The organism is Streptomyces sp. DSM 15324 (assembly GCF_001514285.1).
GTDB lineage: Bacteria > Actinomycetota > Actinomycetes > Streptomycetales > Streptomycetaceae > Streptomyces.
In genome coordinates, this window is the sequence record NZ_KQ949041.1 from 72298 (window position 1) to 86209 (window position 13912).

At 74.0% G+C, this 13912-nt stretch carries 14 protein-coding genes and 2 pseudogenes; 10 read left to right on the forward strand and 6 right to left on the reverse strand.

What is annotated here, in order from left to right:
* Positions 1-95: 95 nt before the first annotated feature.
* A complete protein-coding gene (locus tag AQJ58_RS38585; RefSeq protein ID WP_067259088.1) occupies positions 96-896 on the reverse strand; it encodes a putative protein N(5)-glutamine methyltransferase in 801 nt (266 codons plus the stop codon).
* Positions 897-1046: 150 nt separating this feature from the next.
* Here AQJ58_RS38585 and AQJ58_RS38590 point away from each other — a divergent pair.
* A pseudogene (locus tag AQJ58_RS38590) lies at positions 1047-1355 on the forward strand (hypothetical protein).
* 132 nt (positions 1356-1487) lie between these two features.
* The gene (locus tag AQJ58_RS38595) at positions 1488-2093 is read left to right on the forward strand and encodes a hypothetical protein (RefSeq protein ID WP_067259089.1); all 606 of its coding nucleotides are present in this window, start codon (positions 1488-1490) and stop codon (positions 2091-2093) included.
* A 202-nt stretch (positions 2094-2295) separates the two neighbouring features.
* On the opposite strand, the gene AQJ58_RS38600 is transcribed toward AQJ58_RS38595, so the two are convergent.
* Entirely contained in the window at positions 2296-2997 is a 702-nt protein-coding gene (locus tag AQJ58_RS38600) for a GNAT family N-acetyltransferase (protein ID WP_067259091.1), read from the reverse strand.
* Positions 2994-3920, reverse strand: a complete 927-nt coding sequence (locus AQJ58_RS38605) for an NADP-dependent oxidoreductase (protein ID WP_067259092.1) — start codon at positions 3918-3920, stop codon at positions 2994-2996. Before AQJ58_RS38605 ends, AQJ58_RS38600 begins: the two co-directional genes overlap by 4 nt.
* A 168-nt stretch (positions 3921-4088) precedes the next feature.
* On the opposite strand from AQJ58_RS38605, the gene AQJ58_RS38610 reads away from it, so the two are divergent.
* The 5 genes from AQJ58_RS38610 (at position 4089) to AQJ58_RS38630 (ending at position 8528) form a co-directional block, all read left to right on the forward strand.
* Positions 4089-4694, forward strand: coding sequence for a sulfite oxidase-like oxidoreductase (locus tag AQJ58_RS38610; protein WP_067259094.1), 606 nt, complete (start codon positions 4089-4091; stop codon positions 4692-4694).
* A complete protein-coding gene (locus AQJ58_RS38615; protein WP_067259096.1) occupies positions 4687-5457 on the forward strand; it encodes a ferredoxin reductase in 771 nt (256 codons plus the stop codon). Before AQJ58_RS38610 ends, AQJ58_RS38615 begins: the two co-directional genes overlap by 8 nt.
* Before the next feature lie 132 nt (positions 5458-5589).
* Entirely contained in the window at positions 5590-6177 is a 588-nt protein-coding gene (locus AQJ58_RS38620; protein WP_067259098.1) for an Rv1733c family protein, read from the forward strand.
* A 113-nt stretch (positions 6178-6290) separates the two neighbouring features.
* On the forward strand, positions 6291-7259 hold the full coding sequence (locus AQJ58_RS38625; RefSeq protein ID WP_067259100.1) for an acetylxylan esterase: 969 nt from the start codon (positions 6291-6293) through the stop codon (positions 7257-7259).
* A gap of 102 nt (positions 7260-7361) precedes the next feature.
* Positions 7362-8528 (forward strand): serine hydrolase domain-containing protein, encoded by a 1167-nt coding sequence (locus tag AQJ58_RS38630; protein ID WP_067259102.1) that lies wholly within the window; start codon positions 7362-7364, stop codon positions 8526-8528.
* Between the two features lie 17 nt (positions 8529-8545).
* Here the strand turns inward: AQJ58_RS38630 and AQJ58_RS38635 are convergent, their stop codons facing one another.
* Together AQJ58_RS38635 and AQJ58_RS38640 are read right to left on the reverse strand one after the other, a co-directional pair.
* Positions 8546-9271, reverse strand: a complete 726-nt coding sequence (locus AQJ58_RS38635) for a class I SAM-dependent methyltransferase (protein ID WP_067259104.1) — start codon at positions 9269-9271, stop codon at positions 8546-8548.
* A gap of 5 nt (positions 9272-9276) precedes the next feature.
* Positions 9277-9840 carry a PadR family transcriptional regulator gene (locus AQJ58_RS38640; protein ID WP_067259105.1) on the reverse strand — a complete coding sequence of 188 codons (564 nt, stop codon included), beginning with the start codon at positions 9838-9840 and terminating at the stop codon, positions 9277-9279.
* 80 nt (positions 9841-9920) lie between these two features.
* Here AQJ58_RS38640 and AQJ58_RS38645 point away from each other — a divergent pair, with 80 nt between their 5' ends.
* Positions 9921-10325 (forward strand): nuclear transport factor 2 family protein, encoded by a 405-nt coding sequence (locus AQJ58_RS38645; protein WP_067259107.1) that lies wholly within the window; start codon positions 9921-9923, stop codon positions 10323-10325.
* A gap of 49 nt (positions 10326-10374) precedes the next feature.
* Here the strand turns inward: AQJ58_RS38645 and AQJ58_RS38650 are convergent, their stop codons facing one another.
* Complete coding sequence (locus AQJ58_RS38650) at positions 10375-11289, reverse strand: hypothetical protein (RefSeq protein WP_199844790.1); 915 nt, start codon at positions 11287-11289, stop codon at positions 10375-10377.
* 533 nt (positions 11290-11822) lie between these two features.
* Here AQJ58_RS38650 and rho point away from each other — a divergent pair.
* Complete coding sequence (gene rho / locus AQJ58_RS38655; RefSeq protein ID WP_067259109.1) at positions 11823-12968, forward strand: transcription termination factor Rho; 1146 nt, start codon at positions 11823-11825, stop codon at positions 12966-12968.
* A gap of 82 nt (positions 12969-13050) precedes the next feature.
* Positions 13051-13896, forward strand: a pseudogene (locus AQJ58_RS42120) (D-alanyl-D-alanine carboxypeptidase family protein); the annotation flags it as partial.
* Positions 13897-13912 lie beyond the last annotated feature (16 nt).

The following is a 13912-nucleotide window of genomic DNA, read 5'->3' on the forward strand; positions in this document are numbered from 1 at the left end:
GACCCGCACCCGGACGGACAGGCACGACGACCGCCGGCACAGCCCATGGAACCGCGGGGACGACACCTCCCCCGGCCCCACGGGCAGCCGCGCCGCTATCTGGCCCTGGTCCCCAGTACGACGTGGGCGTACCGGTCCTCGTCCTCGGCCGGGCGGACCGTCAGGCCGGCACGGGCGAAGGCCGCGACGGCGGCCGGGGCCTGCCGCTCGCTGGTCTCCACCAGGAGGATCCCGCCCGGCGCCAGCCACTCGGGCGCCCCGGCGGCGACCCTGCGCAGCACGTCGAGTCCGTCGCCGCCGCCGTCGAGGGCGGTGCGCGGCTCGTGGTCGCGGGCCTCCGCCGGCAGCAGGGGGACCTCGCCGGTGGGGACGTACGGCACATTGGCGGCCAGGATGTCGATCCGGCCCCGCAGCCCGCCGGGCAGCGCCTCGAACAGATCGCCCTGATGGGCGTGGCCGCCGTGGGCGGCGACATTGGCGCGGGCGCAGCGCACCGCCGCCGGGTCTATGTCGGCCGCGTACAGTTCCACGTCGCCGAGCGCCGCGGCCAGGGCGGCGCCGACCGCGCCCGAGCCGCAGCACAGGTCCACGACGACCGAGGCGCGCGGGGCGTGGGCGAGGGCCTGTTCGACGAGGAACTCGGTGCGGCGGCGGGGGACGAAGACACCCGGTTCCACGGCGATCCGCAGACCGCGGAACTCGGCCCAGCCGACGACGAGTTCGAGCGGGTGGCCGGCCGCGCGGCGCGCGACCATGGCGTCGCGTTCGGCGGGCGTACGGGCGGTGGAGAGGATCAGCTCCGCCTCGTCCTCGGCGAAGACGCACCCGGCGGCGCGCAGGGTGGCGACGACGGCGTCACGGGAGGACGACGGAGCGGACGGTGAAGAGGGAGACATCGAAGGACGAACACCTTTCGGGGAAACGAACGGCGGTAATCGGTCTCACCTCCTCGCGTCGCACGGGCCGTGAGGTCACGGCCGGTCGATCACCTTAGCACCCCCGCTCGGGGAGTTGTACTATGCAACCAAGAGCGCGAGGGGGCCCCGATGCAGGCAGCCGAGGCCGGGGAGACCATCCAGCGGGAGACGGTCTCCGCCCGGCGCGCCGGCGCCTCCGCAGGCCGGCTGCATCCCGAGCTGTCGCTGGTGTCGTACGCCCTGCTCGGTCATCTGGAGGCGAGCGGCGGGTGCCGGACCACGGACCTGGCCGCGCTGCCCGCCCTGGACAAGTAGGTCACCGAGAGCCGCCGCGCGGCCTTCCGGGAGCGGCTCGCCGAGTGGCCGCGGGAGGACCTGGAGCGGTTCGCCGCGTATCTGGTCCGGTACAACACCTGGGGCGCCCCGCCGACCGGCTGACGGACCGCGGGTGCGGGGCCTCGGGCCCGAGGGGCCCTGCCGTTGTCAGTGCCGTGCTGTTCACTTCCTCCTGTACGTCACCACGCGGGGAACTTCCTCGCCGAGAGCGAGTCGGACCGGGAGCCCGCCTGGGTGGACCACGCGGCGCCGGCCGGTGAGGAGCCCGTGCGCCTGGACCATCTGCTGCTGACGCCGTCCGGTGACTGCGACGAGACGGTCCTGGTCCTCGACGCGAGCCGGTCCCTGTTCACCGTCGTCGCGGACGCGTTCCCCGCCGGGCTCGCCGAGGACCTCGCCGCGCTCGGTCCGGCCCACGGCGACCTGCTGTCCGGCGCCGAGCTGGGCCGGCTCGCGGACCGGCACGGCGTCGACCTCGCCGCCGCGGGCCTGCCCGGCAAGGCCTGGACGGTGCGGGAGGCCCGGATAGCCTCCGGCGACGGCCTCCTCGAAGCGCTGCGGTCCGCCACCGGACTGCACGCCGCGGCCGGCCCCGACGACGTACCCGCCGGTCTCGGTGACGCGGCCGACGAGGTCGGGGAGGAGGCGCACGAGCGGGTCGCCGCCGTCCGGGACGACGCTCTGCGCGACTACCTGGCCGCGTTCTGCGACCCCGAGTCGCACGCCCTGGCCCTGAGCCTGCTCGCCATGCAGGACGCGGAGACCGTTGACGCGCCCGTCATCCGGTGGGAGGGCGCCGTCGACCAGTACGAGGTCACGGTCCGGCGGGCGCACAGCTGACGCCTCCGGCACCGAAGCCCTCGCGCGGCCGTCGGCAGCGAGGACGTCCCAGACATCCCGGAGGTCCCGGAGGCCCCGGACGCCCTGGACGCCCCGGAGATCCCAGACGTCCCGGACGTTCCGACCTCGGACGCCTCGGACCGCCACGCATGCCTCGGACGACTCAGACATCTCGGACGCCTCCCGGCCGACAGCCCCTCGGTTACGGCACCAGCGCCCCCGGCCGCTCCGGGGTCCGCGCCGCCAGGAACGATGTTCTGCGACGCAGCCGGAAGCCCAGGGACTCGTAGAGGCGGATGGCGTTGACGTTGCCCGCGCCGGTGTGCAGGAACGGGGTCTCGCCGCGGGCGCGGATGCCGTGGGCGACGGCCAGGATCAGCCGGGTGGCGAGCCCTTCGCCGCGGTGGGCCGGGTCGGTGCAGACCGCGCTGATCTCGGTCCAGCCCGGCGGGTGGAGCCGTTCGCCGGCCATGGCGATCAGGGCGCCGTCGCGGCGGATGCCGAGATAGGTGCCGAGTTCGATGGTGCGCCGCTCGAACGGTCCCGGCTGGGTGCGCGCGACGAGGTCGAGCATCTCCGGGACGTCGGCGGGACCGAGGCGGACGGCCTCCGGATCCGGCGCCGCCGCGAGGCCGTCGTCGACGAGCTGGACGCCCTCCATCCGGAAGGTGATCTCCCAGCCCTCGGGGACCTCGCCGCGGAAGCCGGGCAGCGGCACCTCCGCGCCGGGACCGGCGAGGGCCGCGAGGTCCGCCCAGTCGTCGGCGTCCGGGTCCTCCGGCAGGGCCAGCCACGGCGAGACGTCCACCGGGTAGCGCAGGACCCGGCCCCGGCGCTCGGCGAAGTGCGCGTGCGGCCCGGTGAGGGAGGCTCGCGCGGGGTTGTCCAGGACGTGCGCGCTCATCCGGCGACCTCGATGACCGTCTTGCCCTGCGCGTGCCCGCTCTCGACCTCGCGCAGCGCCTCGCCGGCCCGCTCCAGCGGGAAGGTCCGGGTGATGTGCGGGTCCAGTTGCCCGGCGACGACCAGGTCCGCCACGGCCCGCAGGACGTCCGCGCTGCGGGCCCGGAGCACCCGGGCGCCGCCCAGCGCCTCGACCTCCTCGGCCGGCGCACCGGCGGTGATCAGCCGGGCGGGGTCCTTCACCAGGGCGGCGGCGGTGTGCAGCACCTCGCCGCCGACGAGGTCGTAGACCCCGTCGACCCCGTCCGGCGCGACGGCCCGGACGCGGTCCTCCCAGCCGGGCCCCGAGGGGACGTGGACCACACCCAGCGATTCCAGGAGGGCCTTCTTGCCCTCGCCGGCCAGCCCGACGACCCGTACACCGAGGGCGCGGGCGATCTGCACCGCCGCGACGCCCACCCCGCCGCCCGCGCCCGTCACCAGGAGCGTCGCCCCGGCGGGCAGGCCGAGCTGATGGACGCCGTCGTAGGCGGTGGCGGCGGCCACGGGGAGGGTGGCCGCCGCGGCGAAGGACAGGCCGGCCGGCCGGTGCGCGGTGATGTCGGCCGCGAGCAGCGTGTACTCGGCGTAGCCGCCCGCGACGGCGGTGCCGAACACCTCGTCCCCGGGCGCGAACCCGGTGACGCCCTCGCCGGTCTCCTCGACCACACCGGCCACCTCGTTGCCCAGCACCGAGGGGAACACCCGCTCGGCGGTGTCACCGGGGCGCCGGTAGCCCTGACGGAGCTTCCAGTCGACCGGGTTCACCCCGGCGGCGCGCACCGCGACGAGCACCTCCCCGGGGCCGGGGCTCGGCCGGTCCAGGTCCACGAACGCCTCGGTCTCCGGTCCGCCGTACCGCGTGAAGACGTACGCCTTGGGCATCTTCTTCCTCACTCTCCTTGCGCTGCGTCCGGAGCACGGCCCCGGCACCGATCGCCAAGGAGCGGCGCCCGGCGGGTATTCCCGGAGCCGCGCAGTGTTCATACGGCCGCAATGATGGGGGCGCTGACCTGGGACGGAGCACTCACGACGACAGCGTACGGTGGCAGTATGAACGTCACCCGAGGCTTCACCGGGCGCGCCCGCGTCGACAACCCCGGTCTTCCGCCGGGGCAGTACGACGCGGGCGACGACTGGCCCGTGCTCTCCGCCGAGGTCACCCCCGACCTCTCCCCCGCCGACTGGTCCTTCCGGATCGACGGGCTGGTCCGGGAGCCCCGGACCTGGGACTGGGACGAGGCGCACGCGCTGCCGGAGTCGGCGTACGAGGGTGACATCCACTGTGTGACCAGCTGGTCGAAGTTCGGGGTGCGGTTCGGGGGTGTGTCCCTGGACGCCTTCCTCGACGTCGTGGGGGTGCGGGAGTCGGCCACGCACGTGGTCGCCTACGCGCACACCGGGTACACCACGAACCTGCCGCTGGCCGACCTCACCGGCGGGCGGGCCTGGATCGCCTGGGAGTACGACGGCGAGCCGCTCGCCGCGGAGCACGGGGGCCCGGCCCGGCTGCTGGTGCCGCATCTGTACTTCTGGAAGAGCGCCAAGTGGATCGCGGGCCTCAGGCTGCTCGACCACGACGAACCGGGGTTCTGGGAGCAGAACGGCTACCACGCGCGGGGCAACCCCTGGGAGGAGCAGAGGTACTCCGGTGACTGAGACCGCCGCCTCGCCGTCCTTCGTGCCGCCGACCCGGTTCGCCGTGCCCGGCCGGATCGCGGTGAGCAACCGGACCGCCGCCGTGTGGCAGACGGCCACGCTCACCGAGATCCGCCGGGAGACCCCGCATGCGGCGACCTTCCGGTTGGCGGTCCCGGCCTGGGCGGGCCATCTGCCCGGCCAGCACCTGATGCTCCGGCTGACCGCCGACGACGGCTACACCGCCCAGCGGCACTACTCCCTGGCCTCCGCGCCCGACGACTCGGGGCACGTCGAACTGACGCTGGACCATGTCGAGGGCGGCGAGGTCTCCGGCTGGTTCCACACCCGGGCCCGGCCGGGCGACCGGGTCGAGGTACGCGGTCCGCTCAGCGGTTTCTTCGCCTGGCCCGGGGACCGGCCCGCGCTGCTGATCGGCGCCGGCTCCGGGGTGGTGCCGCTGATGTCGATGGTCCGGCACCGCAGGGCGCGCGCCCTGGACGTGCCGCTGCGGCTGCTGGTGTCCGCGCGGGGCCCCGAGGAGCTGATCTACGCACGCGAGTACGGTCCCGAGACCACGCCCGTCTTCACCCGGCGGGCGCCGGCGGGCGTGCCCGTGGGGCGGCTCGGCGCCGCGCATCTGCGGCCGGCCTTCGAGGAGCTTCCGGCCGGCGGCTGGGAGGCGTACGTGTGCGGGTCGAACGCGTTCGCCGAGCACGCCTCGCGGCTGCTGGTGGCCGCCGGACAGCCGGTGGACCGCATCCGGATCGAACGGTTCGGCTGAGCGGCCCGGCCCGCGCCGGCACCGGTACACGGCCCGCGCGGGACCGTTGCGGGGCCGGCTCCGGGTCGCGGATGCACTCCAATGGGGGTACCACTTTCATGTGGGCACTCGCGTGACGGCGAGGAGGTCGACATGCGAAGCCGGATGCGTGGCTGGCGGTGGCGGAAGAACCCGCTGCGGCGCCGATCGGACGTGGTGGAGGCGTGGACGGCGCTGGCCGTCGCCCTGCTGCTGCTGGTCGCCGTGCCGCTGGCCGGGGCGGTGGCCGGCCTGTGGGCCCATGACGAGGCGCAGACCGTCGCGGTCCAGCAGCGCACCGAGCGGCACCGGGTGCGGGCCGAGGTCGTCGGGCGGGTGCCCGAGACCCTGCCCGCGGCGGACGGGGTGCGCCAGCGGACGTACCGGGTGACCGTGCGCTGGACGCCCCCGGGCGGGACGGCGCGCACGGCCGAGGCCGGGGTGCCCGAGGGCACGCACCAGGGGGATCTGGTGGACGTGTGGTTCGACGCGCACGGCCGCAGCGTTCCGGCGCCGCCGACGGGTACGGCGGTCTGGCAGCACACGCTCACCATGGGCGCCTGCGCGGCGGGCGGGACCGCCGCCCTGGTGCTCCTCGGCCACACCGTGATCCGCCGGGTGGCGATGCGGCACCGGCTCGACGAGTGGGACCGTGCCTGGACGCGCACAGAACCGGAATGGACGCGTCGCAGGCCTGCCTGAGGTGCGTTGCGGGGCCGGTTGACGGGGCCGGTCGACACGGTCTGGCGAGGCCCGTCGAGGGGCACGTACGGTGTGATCAATTCGTATGGCCCTTTGACAAAAGGCGGTCCTTCATGGCCCTGTTCGACCTGTCCCTCGAGGAGCTGCACGAGTACCGCAGCGAGTCCGCCGAGCCGCAGGACTTCGACGCCTTCTGGTCCAAGACGCTTCAGGAGACCCGCGAGCACGACCTGGACGCGCGCTTCGAGCGGGTCGAGACCGGTCTGTCGACGATCGACGTGCACGACGTGACGTTCGCGGGGTACGGCGGGCACCCGGTGAAGGGCTGGCTGAAGGTGCCGGCCGCCGCCGAGGGGCCGCTGCCGCTGGTCGTGGAGTTCATCGGGTACGGCGGCGGGCGCGGGCTGCCGCACGAGAACCTGCTGTGGGCGTCGACCGGCCGGGCCCACTTCGTGATGGACACCCGGGGCCAGGGCAGCGCCTGGGGCGGCGGCGGTGGCACCGCCGACCCGGTGGGCGGCGCGCCCTCCTACCCCGGTTTCATGACCCGGGGCATCGACGCGCCGGAGCACTACTACTACCGCCGGGTGTACGCGGACGCGGTGCGCGCGGTGGAGGCGGCCCGCTCGCACCCGCTGACCGACGCGAGCCGGACCGTGGCGCTGGGCGGCAGCCAGGGCGGCGGGATCACGATCGCCGTCGGCGGTCTCGTACCGGACCTGGTGGCGGTCGCGCCGGACGTGCCGTTCCTGTGCGACTTCCCGCGCGCGGCGACACTGACGGACCGTCACCCGTACCGTGAGATCGGCCTGTTCCTCAAGACGCACCGGGGCCGCACCCAGGACGCGCTGCGCACCCTGTCCTACTTCGACGGCGTCCACTTCGCCGCGCGCGGCACCGCCCCCGCGCTGTTCTCGGCGGCACTGGAGGACCAGACCTGCCCGCCGTCCACGGTGTTCGCCGCGTTCAACGCCTGGGCGGGGCAGGACAAGGCGATCGAGGTGTACGACTTCAACGACCACGAGGGCGGCGGCCCCTACCAGGAGGCTGCCAAGCTGCGCTGGCTGCGCGCGTACGCCTGAGGCCCGGACACACCCCTTCCCCCCAGTCCGACCAGTCGGTATGTTCAGGGAGCCCGGGCCGCGCGGTGGCGGTCCGGGGTTCCGGCGTCCGACGGAGGGCCCATGTCCGAGCACGTGCCACAGGTTCACGGCCACTGCGACGCGCGTTTCGCCGCGGTGCGCACCGCGTTCGAGGAGAACTTCCGCGACCGGGGCGAACTGGGTGCCGCGGTCGCCGTCACGGTCGACGGGGTGCCGGTGGTGGACCTGTGGGGCGGCTGGGCCGACGCGGCGCGCACGCGCCCGTGGGAACGGGACACCCTGGTCAACGTCTGGTCGACGACGAAGGGCCCCACCGCGCTGTGCGCCCACGTCCTGGCCGACCGGGGGCTGCTCGACCTGGACGCGCCGGTCGCCGCGTACTGGCCGGAGTTCGCGGCGGCGGGCAAGGAGAACGTGCTGGTCCGGCATCTGCTGTCGCACCGGGCGGGGCTGGCCGGGCTGCGCGAGCCGCACTCGCTCAAGGAGTTCTACGACTGGGGGACGACCACCGCGCGCCTCGCCGCGACGGAGCCGTGGTGGGAGCCGGGCACCCGGTCCGGCTATCACGCGTTCACCTACGGCTTCCTGGTCGGCGAGGTCGTCCGACGGGTGTCGGGGCTGCTGCCGGGGGCGTTCCTGGAGCGGGAGGTGACGGGACCGCTCGGCATCGACTTCACCGTCGGGCTGCCGGAGAAGGAGGCCGGGCGGGTCGCCGAGCTGGTGACCGCGCCGGCCCCGCCGGCCGGTGGACAGGCCGCCGCGTTCTCCCGGGTGGCTCCCGTGGCGATCGCCGCCCTGGCCAATCCGCTGGTCGGCGCCGCCGAGGCCAACTCACCCGCGTGGCGGGCCGCCGAGCTCCCTGCGGTGAACGGCCACGGCACGGCCCGCGCGGTCGCCGCGCTCTACGGCGTCGTCGCCGGGCGCGGCTCCCACGGCGGTCGCCGGGTGCTCTCCCCCGAGGCCGCCGAGCGGGTGCGCGAGGGGCAGGGGGCCTGCCGGGACCTGGTCCTGGGGGCCGGACTCGGACATGACACGGAGATCGCGCTGGGGCTCTGGCTCAGCGGCGCGGACGGCTCCTACGGGCCCAACCCGCGCGCGGTCGGTCACGACGGGTACGGCGGCTCCTGCGGGCTCGCCGATCCGGAGGCCGGAGTGTCCCTCGGCTACGTCATGAACCACATGGGACCGAGGATCTCGGACGACCCGCGCAAGACAGCGCTGGTCGACGCCCTGTACAGCGCCCTGTGACCGCCCCGGCCCGGGTGTCACGCCTGACGTCGGGCCTCGACCATGCGGACCCGTGGGCTCCCGTCGCCGCGCATGCCGAACTCGGGCAGCGCGCGGAGGTCGACGCGGAACCCGGCCCGCTCCAGCTCCCGCCGTACCTCGCCGAGCCGGAAGGCGCGGTAGTACATCACGAACGGCGGCCGCCACACGGCGTTGCGCACCCGCATCACCGCGTCGAAGCCGAGCAGCATCCAGAAGGCGGGGTCCGCGGGGCGGGGTGGGGCGAGCACGGGGAACGCGAAGCGTCCGCCCGGCCGCAGCACCCGGTGCACCTGGGCGAACAGACCGGGCAGTTCGCGGGGCAGGAAGTGCCCGAACGCGCCGAAGCTCACAACCAGGTCGAAGGCGGCCGTGAACGGCAGGGCGCGGACGTCGGCGCGCACCAGGGCCACCCGCGCCCCCGTCCCGAGCGCGCGACCGCGGGCCTCGTCGAGCATGCCCGCGCTGAAGTCGACACCGGTCGCGCTGCGGGTGCAGACGCGCGCGAGGACGTCCAGTCCGGCGCCCGTACCGCAGCACAGGTCGAGGCCGTCGCCGTAGGGGCCGGACTCCTTCAGGGCGGCGGTCACGGCGGACAGCACCGAGTCCGGGGTGCGGAAGGGGGTGTGGTCGAACTTGGGCGCGAGGAGGTCGTAGCCGTGCTCGACGGACGACAGGGCCTGGACGGCGAGTTCGCGCAGGCTGGGGCCTTCGGGACTGAACATCGCCCTCAGCCTACGGCGGCCCGGCGGCCGAGGAGCACGCTCGCGCGCTCGCACCAGCGGATGTTCTCCTCCTCGAAGCCGATCCCGGCCATCAGGGTCAGGTACGGGCCGATCCGTTCGGCCTCGGCCAGGTACGCGTCCTCGGTGCGCCCGGCGAGCAGCCGCTCGCGGACGCGCAGGTAGCGCGCCAGCTTGGCCCGGGACCGGCCGAGCCGCTCCTCGATCAGCGCGAGGCCCGCCGCGGGGTCGACGCCGTCCACCGCCTGGATCTTGATGAGGAGTTCGTCGCGGATCGCGGTGGGCCTGCGGGGCGCGGTGGCGGCGAACGCGTCCAGGTCCGCCCGGCCGGCTTCGGTGAGCGTGAACATGCGCTTGTTGGGGCGGCGTTCCTGCTCCACCACCCGTGCCGCGATCAGCCCGTCCCCCGCGAGCCGCTCCAGCTCCCGGTAGAGCTGCTGAGGGGTGGAGGACCAGAAGTTCGCCAAGGAGACGTCGAAGAGCTTGGCCAGCTCGTAGCCCGAGGCCTCGCCTTCCAGGAGGGCGGCCAGGACGGCGTACTTGAGGGACATGTGGACACGGTAGCAGCGGGTGATTATTGTCGGCCGCACCTAGTAAACAAATTGACTATGAAGCTCTGTGGGGTGATCCGATGCGCGCGTTCCGTGAGGCGGTCGAGGCCGGCGATCTGGGGGCCGTCGAGGCGCTGTTGGCCGAGGACGTGGTGTTCAGCAGCCCGGCCGTCTTCAAGCCGTACACCGGCCGGCCCGTCACCGCGGCGATCCTGCGCGCGGTGTCGGAGGTCTTCGAGGACTTCCGGTACGCCCGTGAGCTCACCGGGGGCGAGGGCCGCGACCATGCGCTGGTGTTCACGGCGCGCGTGGGCGAGAAGCAGCTGACCGGCTGCGACTTCATCCATCTGGACGAGGACGGCCTGATCGACGAACTGACGGTCATGGTCCGGCCGTTGTCGGGCCTTCAGGCTCTGGCGGCGGCGATGGGCGCACGGTTCGAGGCGATCACGCAGTCGCTGGACGCGCCGGTGGCCGACCGCTGACGCGGGGGCCGGCCACCGTGCCGCGGTAACCCGACGTGATCGGCGGACCTCAGTCCTTGAGGTCCGCCAGAGTCGTCCTCGTGTCCGTCTTCAGCATGTCCGACACCTCGTCGAGGGTCGGCGGGTCCTTGTCGGCGTCGTACGAGGAGTAGTAGGCGCTGTAGGTCATCGTGTACGTCACCCAGCCGTCCCGCACCGCGAGCGTCGCGTAGAGCGAGCCGCTCGACGAGCCGGAGGTGGTGTCGTTGCTGACGAGGTAGGCCTCGTCGCCGATGCCGGTGACGGTCTCCACGTCGTAGCCGGTGTGGCTGTCGCCGTAGTTCTTCCAGGCGGCGGTGAACTCCGGTCCCGGATCGGTCTTCTTGTGCAGGTCCAGCTGGGCGTAGAGGTACGCGTCCGCGTACGTCGACGCGGTCTTCTTCAGGCTGATGCTGCACAGGCCCTCGTCGAGGGCGTCGTCCTCGAGCCGGTTGCGGGTCGGGGAGCCGTCGTTGTCGGGGTACTCCTGCTTGAAGGAGGAGTAGTCGAGGGCGTTGCACAGGTTGGACGGGGACGTGTAACCGGCCAGGTCCGCCTTGTCGGGGCCGGCGATCAGGAAGACGCCGGCCGCCCAGGCGGCGGAGGCCACCAGGGCGCCGAGGGCGGCCCACAGGACGGCTTTCCCGGCACCGCCGCCGCGGCCGGCGGGCGGCGGACCCACCACGGGGTACGGGCCCGGCTGGAGGTAGGGGTTGCCCGGCTGGGGCTGCGGCGGGCCCGGCTGACCCGGCTGCGCGGGGACGCCGACCAGGGTCGGCTGGGCGTAGACGCTCTGCGGGGCGCCCTGGGGCGCGGGCGCGGCCGGCGGGAATCCCAGCGGGCCGCCGGCGCCCGGCGACTGCGGGCTCGGATAGGGGTAGGCACTCGGCGGGGCCGTGTCGGACGGCGGTGTGGGCTGCTGCGGCGGCTCAGGCGGCGTGGACATGACGTGAAGATAAGGGCCGGATGGCAGTCAAGGCCCTTGACGTGCAGGATCGTTACGCTCTAGGGACATCTGCCGTAAACATCGGAGAGGCCGGGTTTTCCCCGGCCTCTCCCGTGTCGTGCGGTGCGGTGAGGTACGGCGGTGGATCAGGCGGTCGCCTCCAGGGCGGCGCGCAGGGTCTGCGCGAAGCCCTTCGGGTGGGCGGCCCCGGCTGAAGGAGGTCGGCTCGGCGGTGGCCGCCCCCTGCCCCCCTCGCCAGCCCGTCCGGGAATACCCTGTGGTACGGTGTGTTCAGTACCTGTGTAAGTCCCGGTCCGGGCAAGGTACTGATTCTCCTTCAGCCCGCTGATCCGCCCGCCCTTCTCCGTAGGCCGGCGCAGTGGCTTTCCCGCACCACCTCAGCAGCGGATCCGCTCTGCCGTACCCGAGGTGCTGCTCCTCGCCGCCCGAGGTGCGCGACGCGCCCTCCCTTCGCGGCCCACTCCCTTCCTTCGCATGCCTCATGCCTTCCGTCCGTGAAAGGACCGACCACCATGACCACCACCCTCGAACACCCCCCTGTGCAGCAGCCCCCGGCCCGGGTCGCCGCCGGTGTCCTCGACATCGACGCGAGCGGGAAGGGGCACCTGCGGGCCGCGGACTGCCTTCCCACGCCCGGCGACCTCCAGGTCCCGGCCACCCTGGTCCGCCGTCATGGACTGCGCAAGGGCGACCTCGTCGAAGGGGTGCGCGGCACCCAGCGCGCCCTGACCGAAGTGGCCCGCGTCAACGGCCGGACGCCCGAAGCCCTCCAGGGCCGTCCGCACTTCCGCGACCTCACCCCCCTCCACCCCCACCGGCGACTGCGCCTCGAACACCCGGCCGCCGGACTGGCCGGACGGGTCACCGATCTCATCGCACCGGTGGGCAAGGGCCAGCGCGGACTGATCGTCGCACCGCCCAAGACCGGCAAGACCGTGCTGCTCCAGCAGCTCGCCGCCGCCGTCGCCGGCAACCACCCCGAGACCCGCCTCATGGTGCTGCTGCTCGACGAACGCCCCGAGGAAGTCACCGACATGCGGCGCTCCGTGCGCGGCGAGGTGTACGCCTCCACCTTCGACCGGGCACCGCGGCAGCACATCGCCCTCGCCGAACTCGTCGTCGAGCGGGCCAAGCGGCTCGTCGAGGCGGGCGAGGACGTGGTGATCCTCCTCGACTCGCTGACCCGGCTGTGCCGGGCGCACAACAACGCGGCGGCCGCCGGGGGCCGCACCCTGAGCGGCGGCGTCGACGCGACCGCGCTGATCGGCCCCAAGCGGTTCTTCGGGGCCGCGCGGGCCGCCGAGGAGGGCGGCTCACTCACCGTCCTCGCCACCGCACTGGTCGAAACGGGCTCCCGCGCCGACGACTTCTTCTTCGAGGAGCTGAAGAGCACCGGCAACATGGAGCTGCGCCTCGACCGCGAACCGGCCTCACGCCGCGTCTTCCCCGCCGTCGACATCAACGGCTCCGGCACCCGCCGCGAGGAACTCCTCCTCTCCCCCGCCGAGTTGGCCGCGGCCCGCGGACTGCGCCGGGCGCTTCAGACCCGCGACGGCCAGGCGAACCTGGAGACCCTCCTGGAGCGGCTGCGGGAGACCCCCGACAACGCGACGTTCCTGCGGCGGATCCAGCCGACGCTGCCGGTCTCGAACCGCTGAACGTGCGGCATCCGGGTGCTCACCGGCCCGCCTACGGCACGGGCAGCACGGGGAACGCCCCACCGATTCCTACGTTGATCATATGAAGATCGGATTCCCTTCTCGGGTCGGACTGTCGGCCTGTGTCTTCTGTGCGGCAGGTGCCCTGGCCCTCGGGCCCACCGCGGCCGCCGCCGGAGCCGGCCCCACCCCCGCGGCGGGGCGGGCCCGGACGCCGCAGCGGGCGCACACGCCGGAGCCGTCGCTCCTCTTCCGTGCCGGTACGCGGGTCAGACCCCACCGCGGCGCCCCGGAGGTCCCGGACCTCTCGGCGCTGTCCTGGCTGGTGGCCGACGCCGGGAGCGGCGAGGTGCTCGCCGCGGCGAACGCGCACCGCAGGCTGCCGCCCGCCAGCACCCTCAAGACCCTGTTCGCGCTCACCGTACTGCCGGTCCTGCCCGCGGGCGTGCGGCACGAGGTGTCCGAGGAGGAACTCGAGGACATCGGTCCGGGCAGCTCTCTCGTCGGGGTCGCCGAGGGGCAGACGTACTCGGTCGCCGATCTGTGGCGCGGGGTGTTCCTGAACTCCGGCAACGACGCCGTGCACGTGCTGGCCGCCCTCAACGGCGGCTGGCGGGCGACGACCGCGCGGATGCAGGAGAAGGCACGGGCGCTGGGCGCGCTGGACACCCAGGTCCGCTCGCCCGACGGCTACGACACACCGGGGCAGGTGTCCTCGGCGTACGACCTGGCGGTGTTCGGCAGGGCCGGGCTGCGCCGGGCGGACTTCTCGCGGTACTGCGGCCTGGCCGAGGCGACCTTCCCGGGGCGCGCGGGAGGGTCGTACGGCATCGCCAACACCAACCGGCTGCTGACCGGGCACGACGGCGTCGAGCCGTACCCGGGGCTGATCGGCGTCAAGAACGGCTACACGACCAACGCCGGCAACACCCTGGTCGCCGCCG

What these genes read in the sequence shown, in the direction of transcription:
- AQJ58_RS38585 (WP_067259088.1), bottom strand. Translation starts at nt 896, where the DNA reads ATGTCTCCCTCTTCACCGTCCGCTCCGTCGTCCTCCCGTGACGCCGTC.
- AQJ58_RS38600 (WP_067259091.1), bottom strand. Translation starts at nt 2,997, where the DNA reads ATGAGCGCGCACGTCCTGGACAACCCCGCGCGAGCCTCCCTCACCGGG.
- AQJ58_RS38605 (WP_067259092.1), bottom strand. Translation starts at nt 3,920, where the DNA reads ATGCCCAAGGCGTACGTCTTCACGCGGTACGGCGGACCGGAGACCGAG.
- AQJ58_RS38610 (WP_067259094.1), top strand. Translation starts at nt 4,089, where the DNA reads ATGAACGTCACCCGAGGCTTCACCGGGCGCGCCCGCGTCGACAACCCC.
- AQJ58_RS38620 (WP_067259098.1), top strand. Translation starts at nt 5,590, where the DNA reads ATGCGAAGCCGGATGCGTGGCTGGCGGTGGCGGAAGAACCCGCTGCGG.
- AQJ58_RS38625 (WP_067259100.1), top strand. Translation starts at nt 6,291, where the DNA reads ATGGCCCTGTTCGACCTGTCCCTCGAGGAGCTGCACGAGTACCGCAGC.
- AQJ58_RS38630 (WP_067259102.1), top strand. Translation starts at nt 7,362, where the DNA reads ATGTCCGAGCACGTGCCACAGGTTCACGGCCACTGCGACGCGCGTTTC.
- AQJ58_RS38635 (WP_067259104.1), bottom strand. Translation starts at nt 9,271, where the DNA reads ATGTTCAGTCCCGAAGGCCCCAGCCTGCGCGAACTCGCCGTCCAGGCC.
- AQJ58_RS38640 (WP_067259105.1), bottom strand. Translation starts at nt 9,840, where the DNA reads ATGTCCCTCAAGTACGCCGTCCTGGCCGCCCTCCTGGAAGGCGAGGCC.
- AQJ58_RS38645 (WP_067259107.1), top strand. Translation starts at nt 9,921, where the DNA reads ATGCGCGCGTTCCGTGAGGCGGTCGAGGCCGGCGATCTGGGGGCCGTC.
- AQJ58_RS38650 (WP_199844790.1), bottom strand. Translation starts at nt 11,289, where the DNA reads ATGTCCACGCCGCCTGAGCCGCCGCAGCAGCCCACACCGCCGTCCGAC.
- rho (WP_067259109.1), top strand. Translation starts at nt 11,823, where the DNA reads ATGACCACCACCCTCGAACACCCCCCTGTGCAGCAGCCCCCGGCCCGG.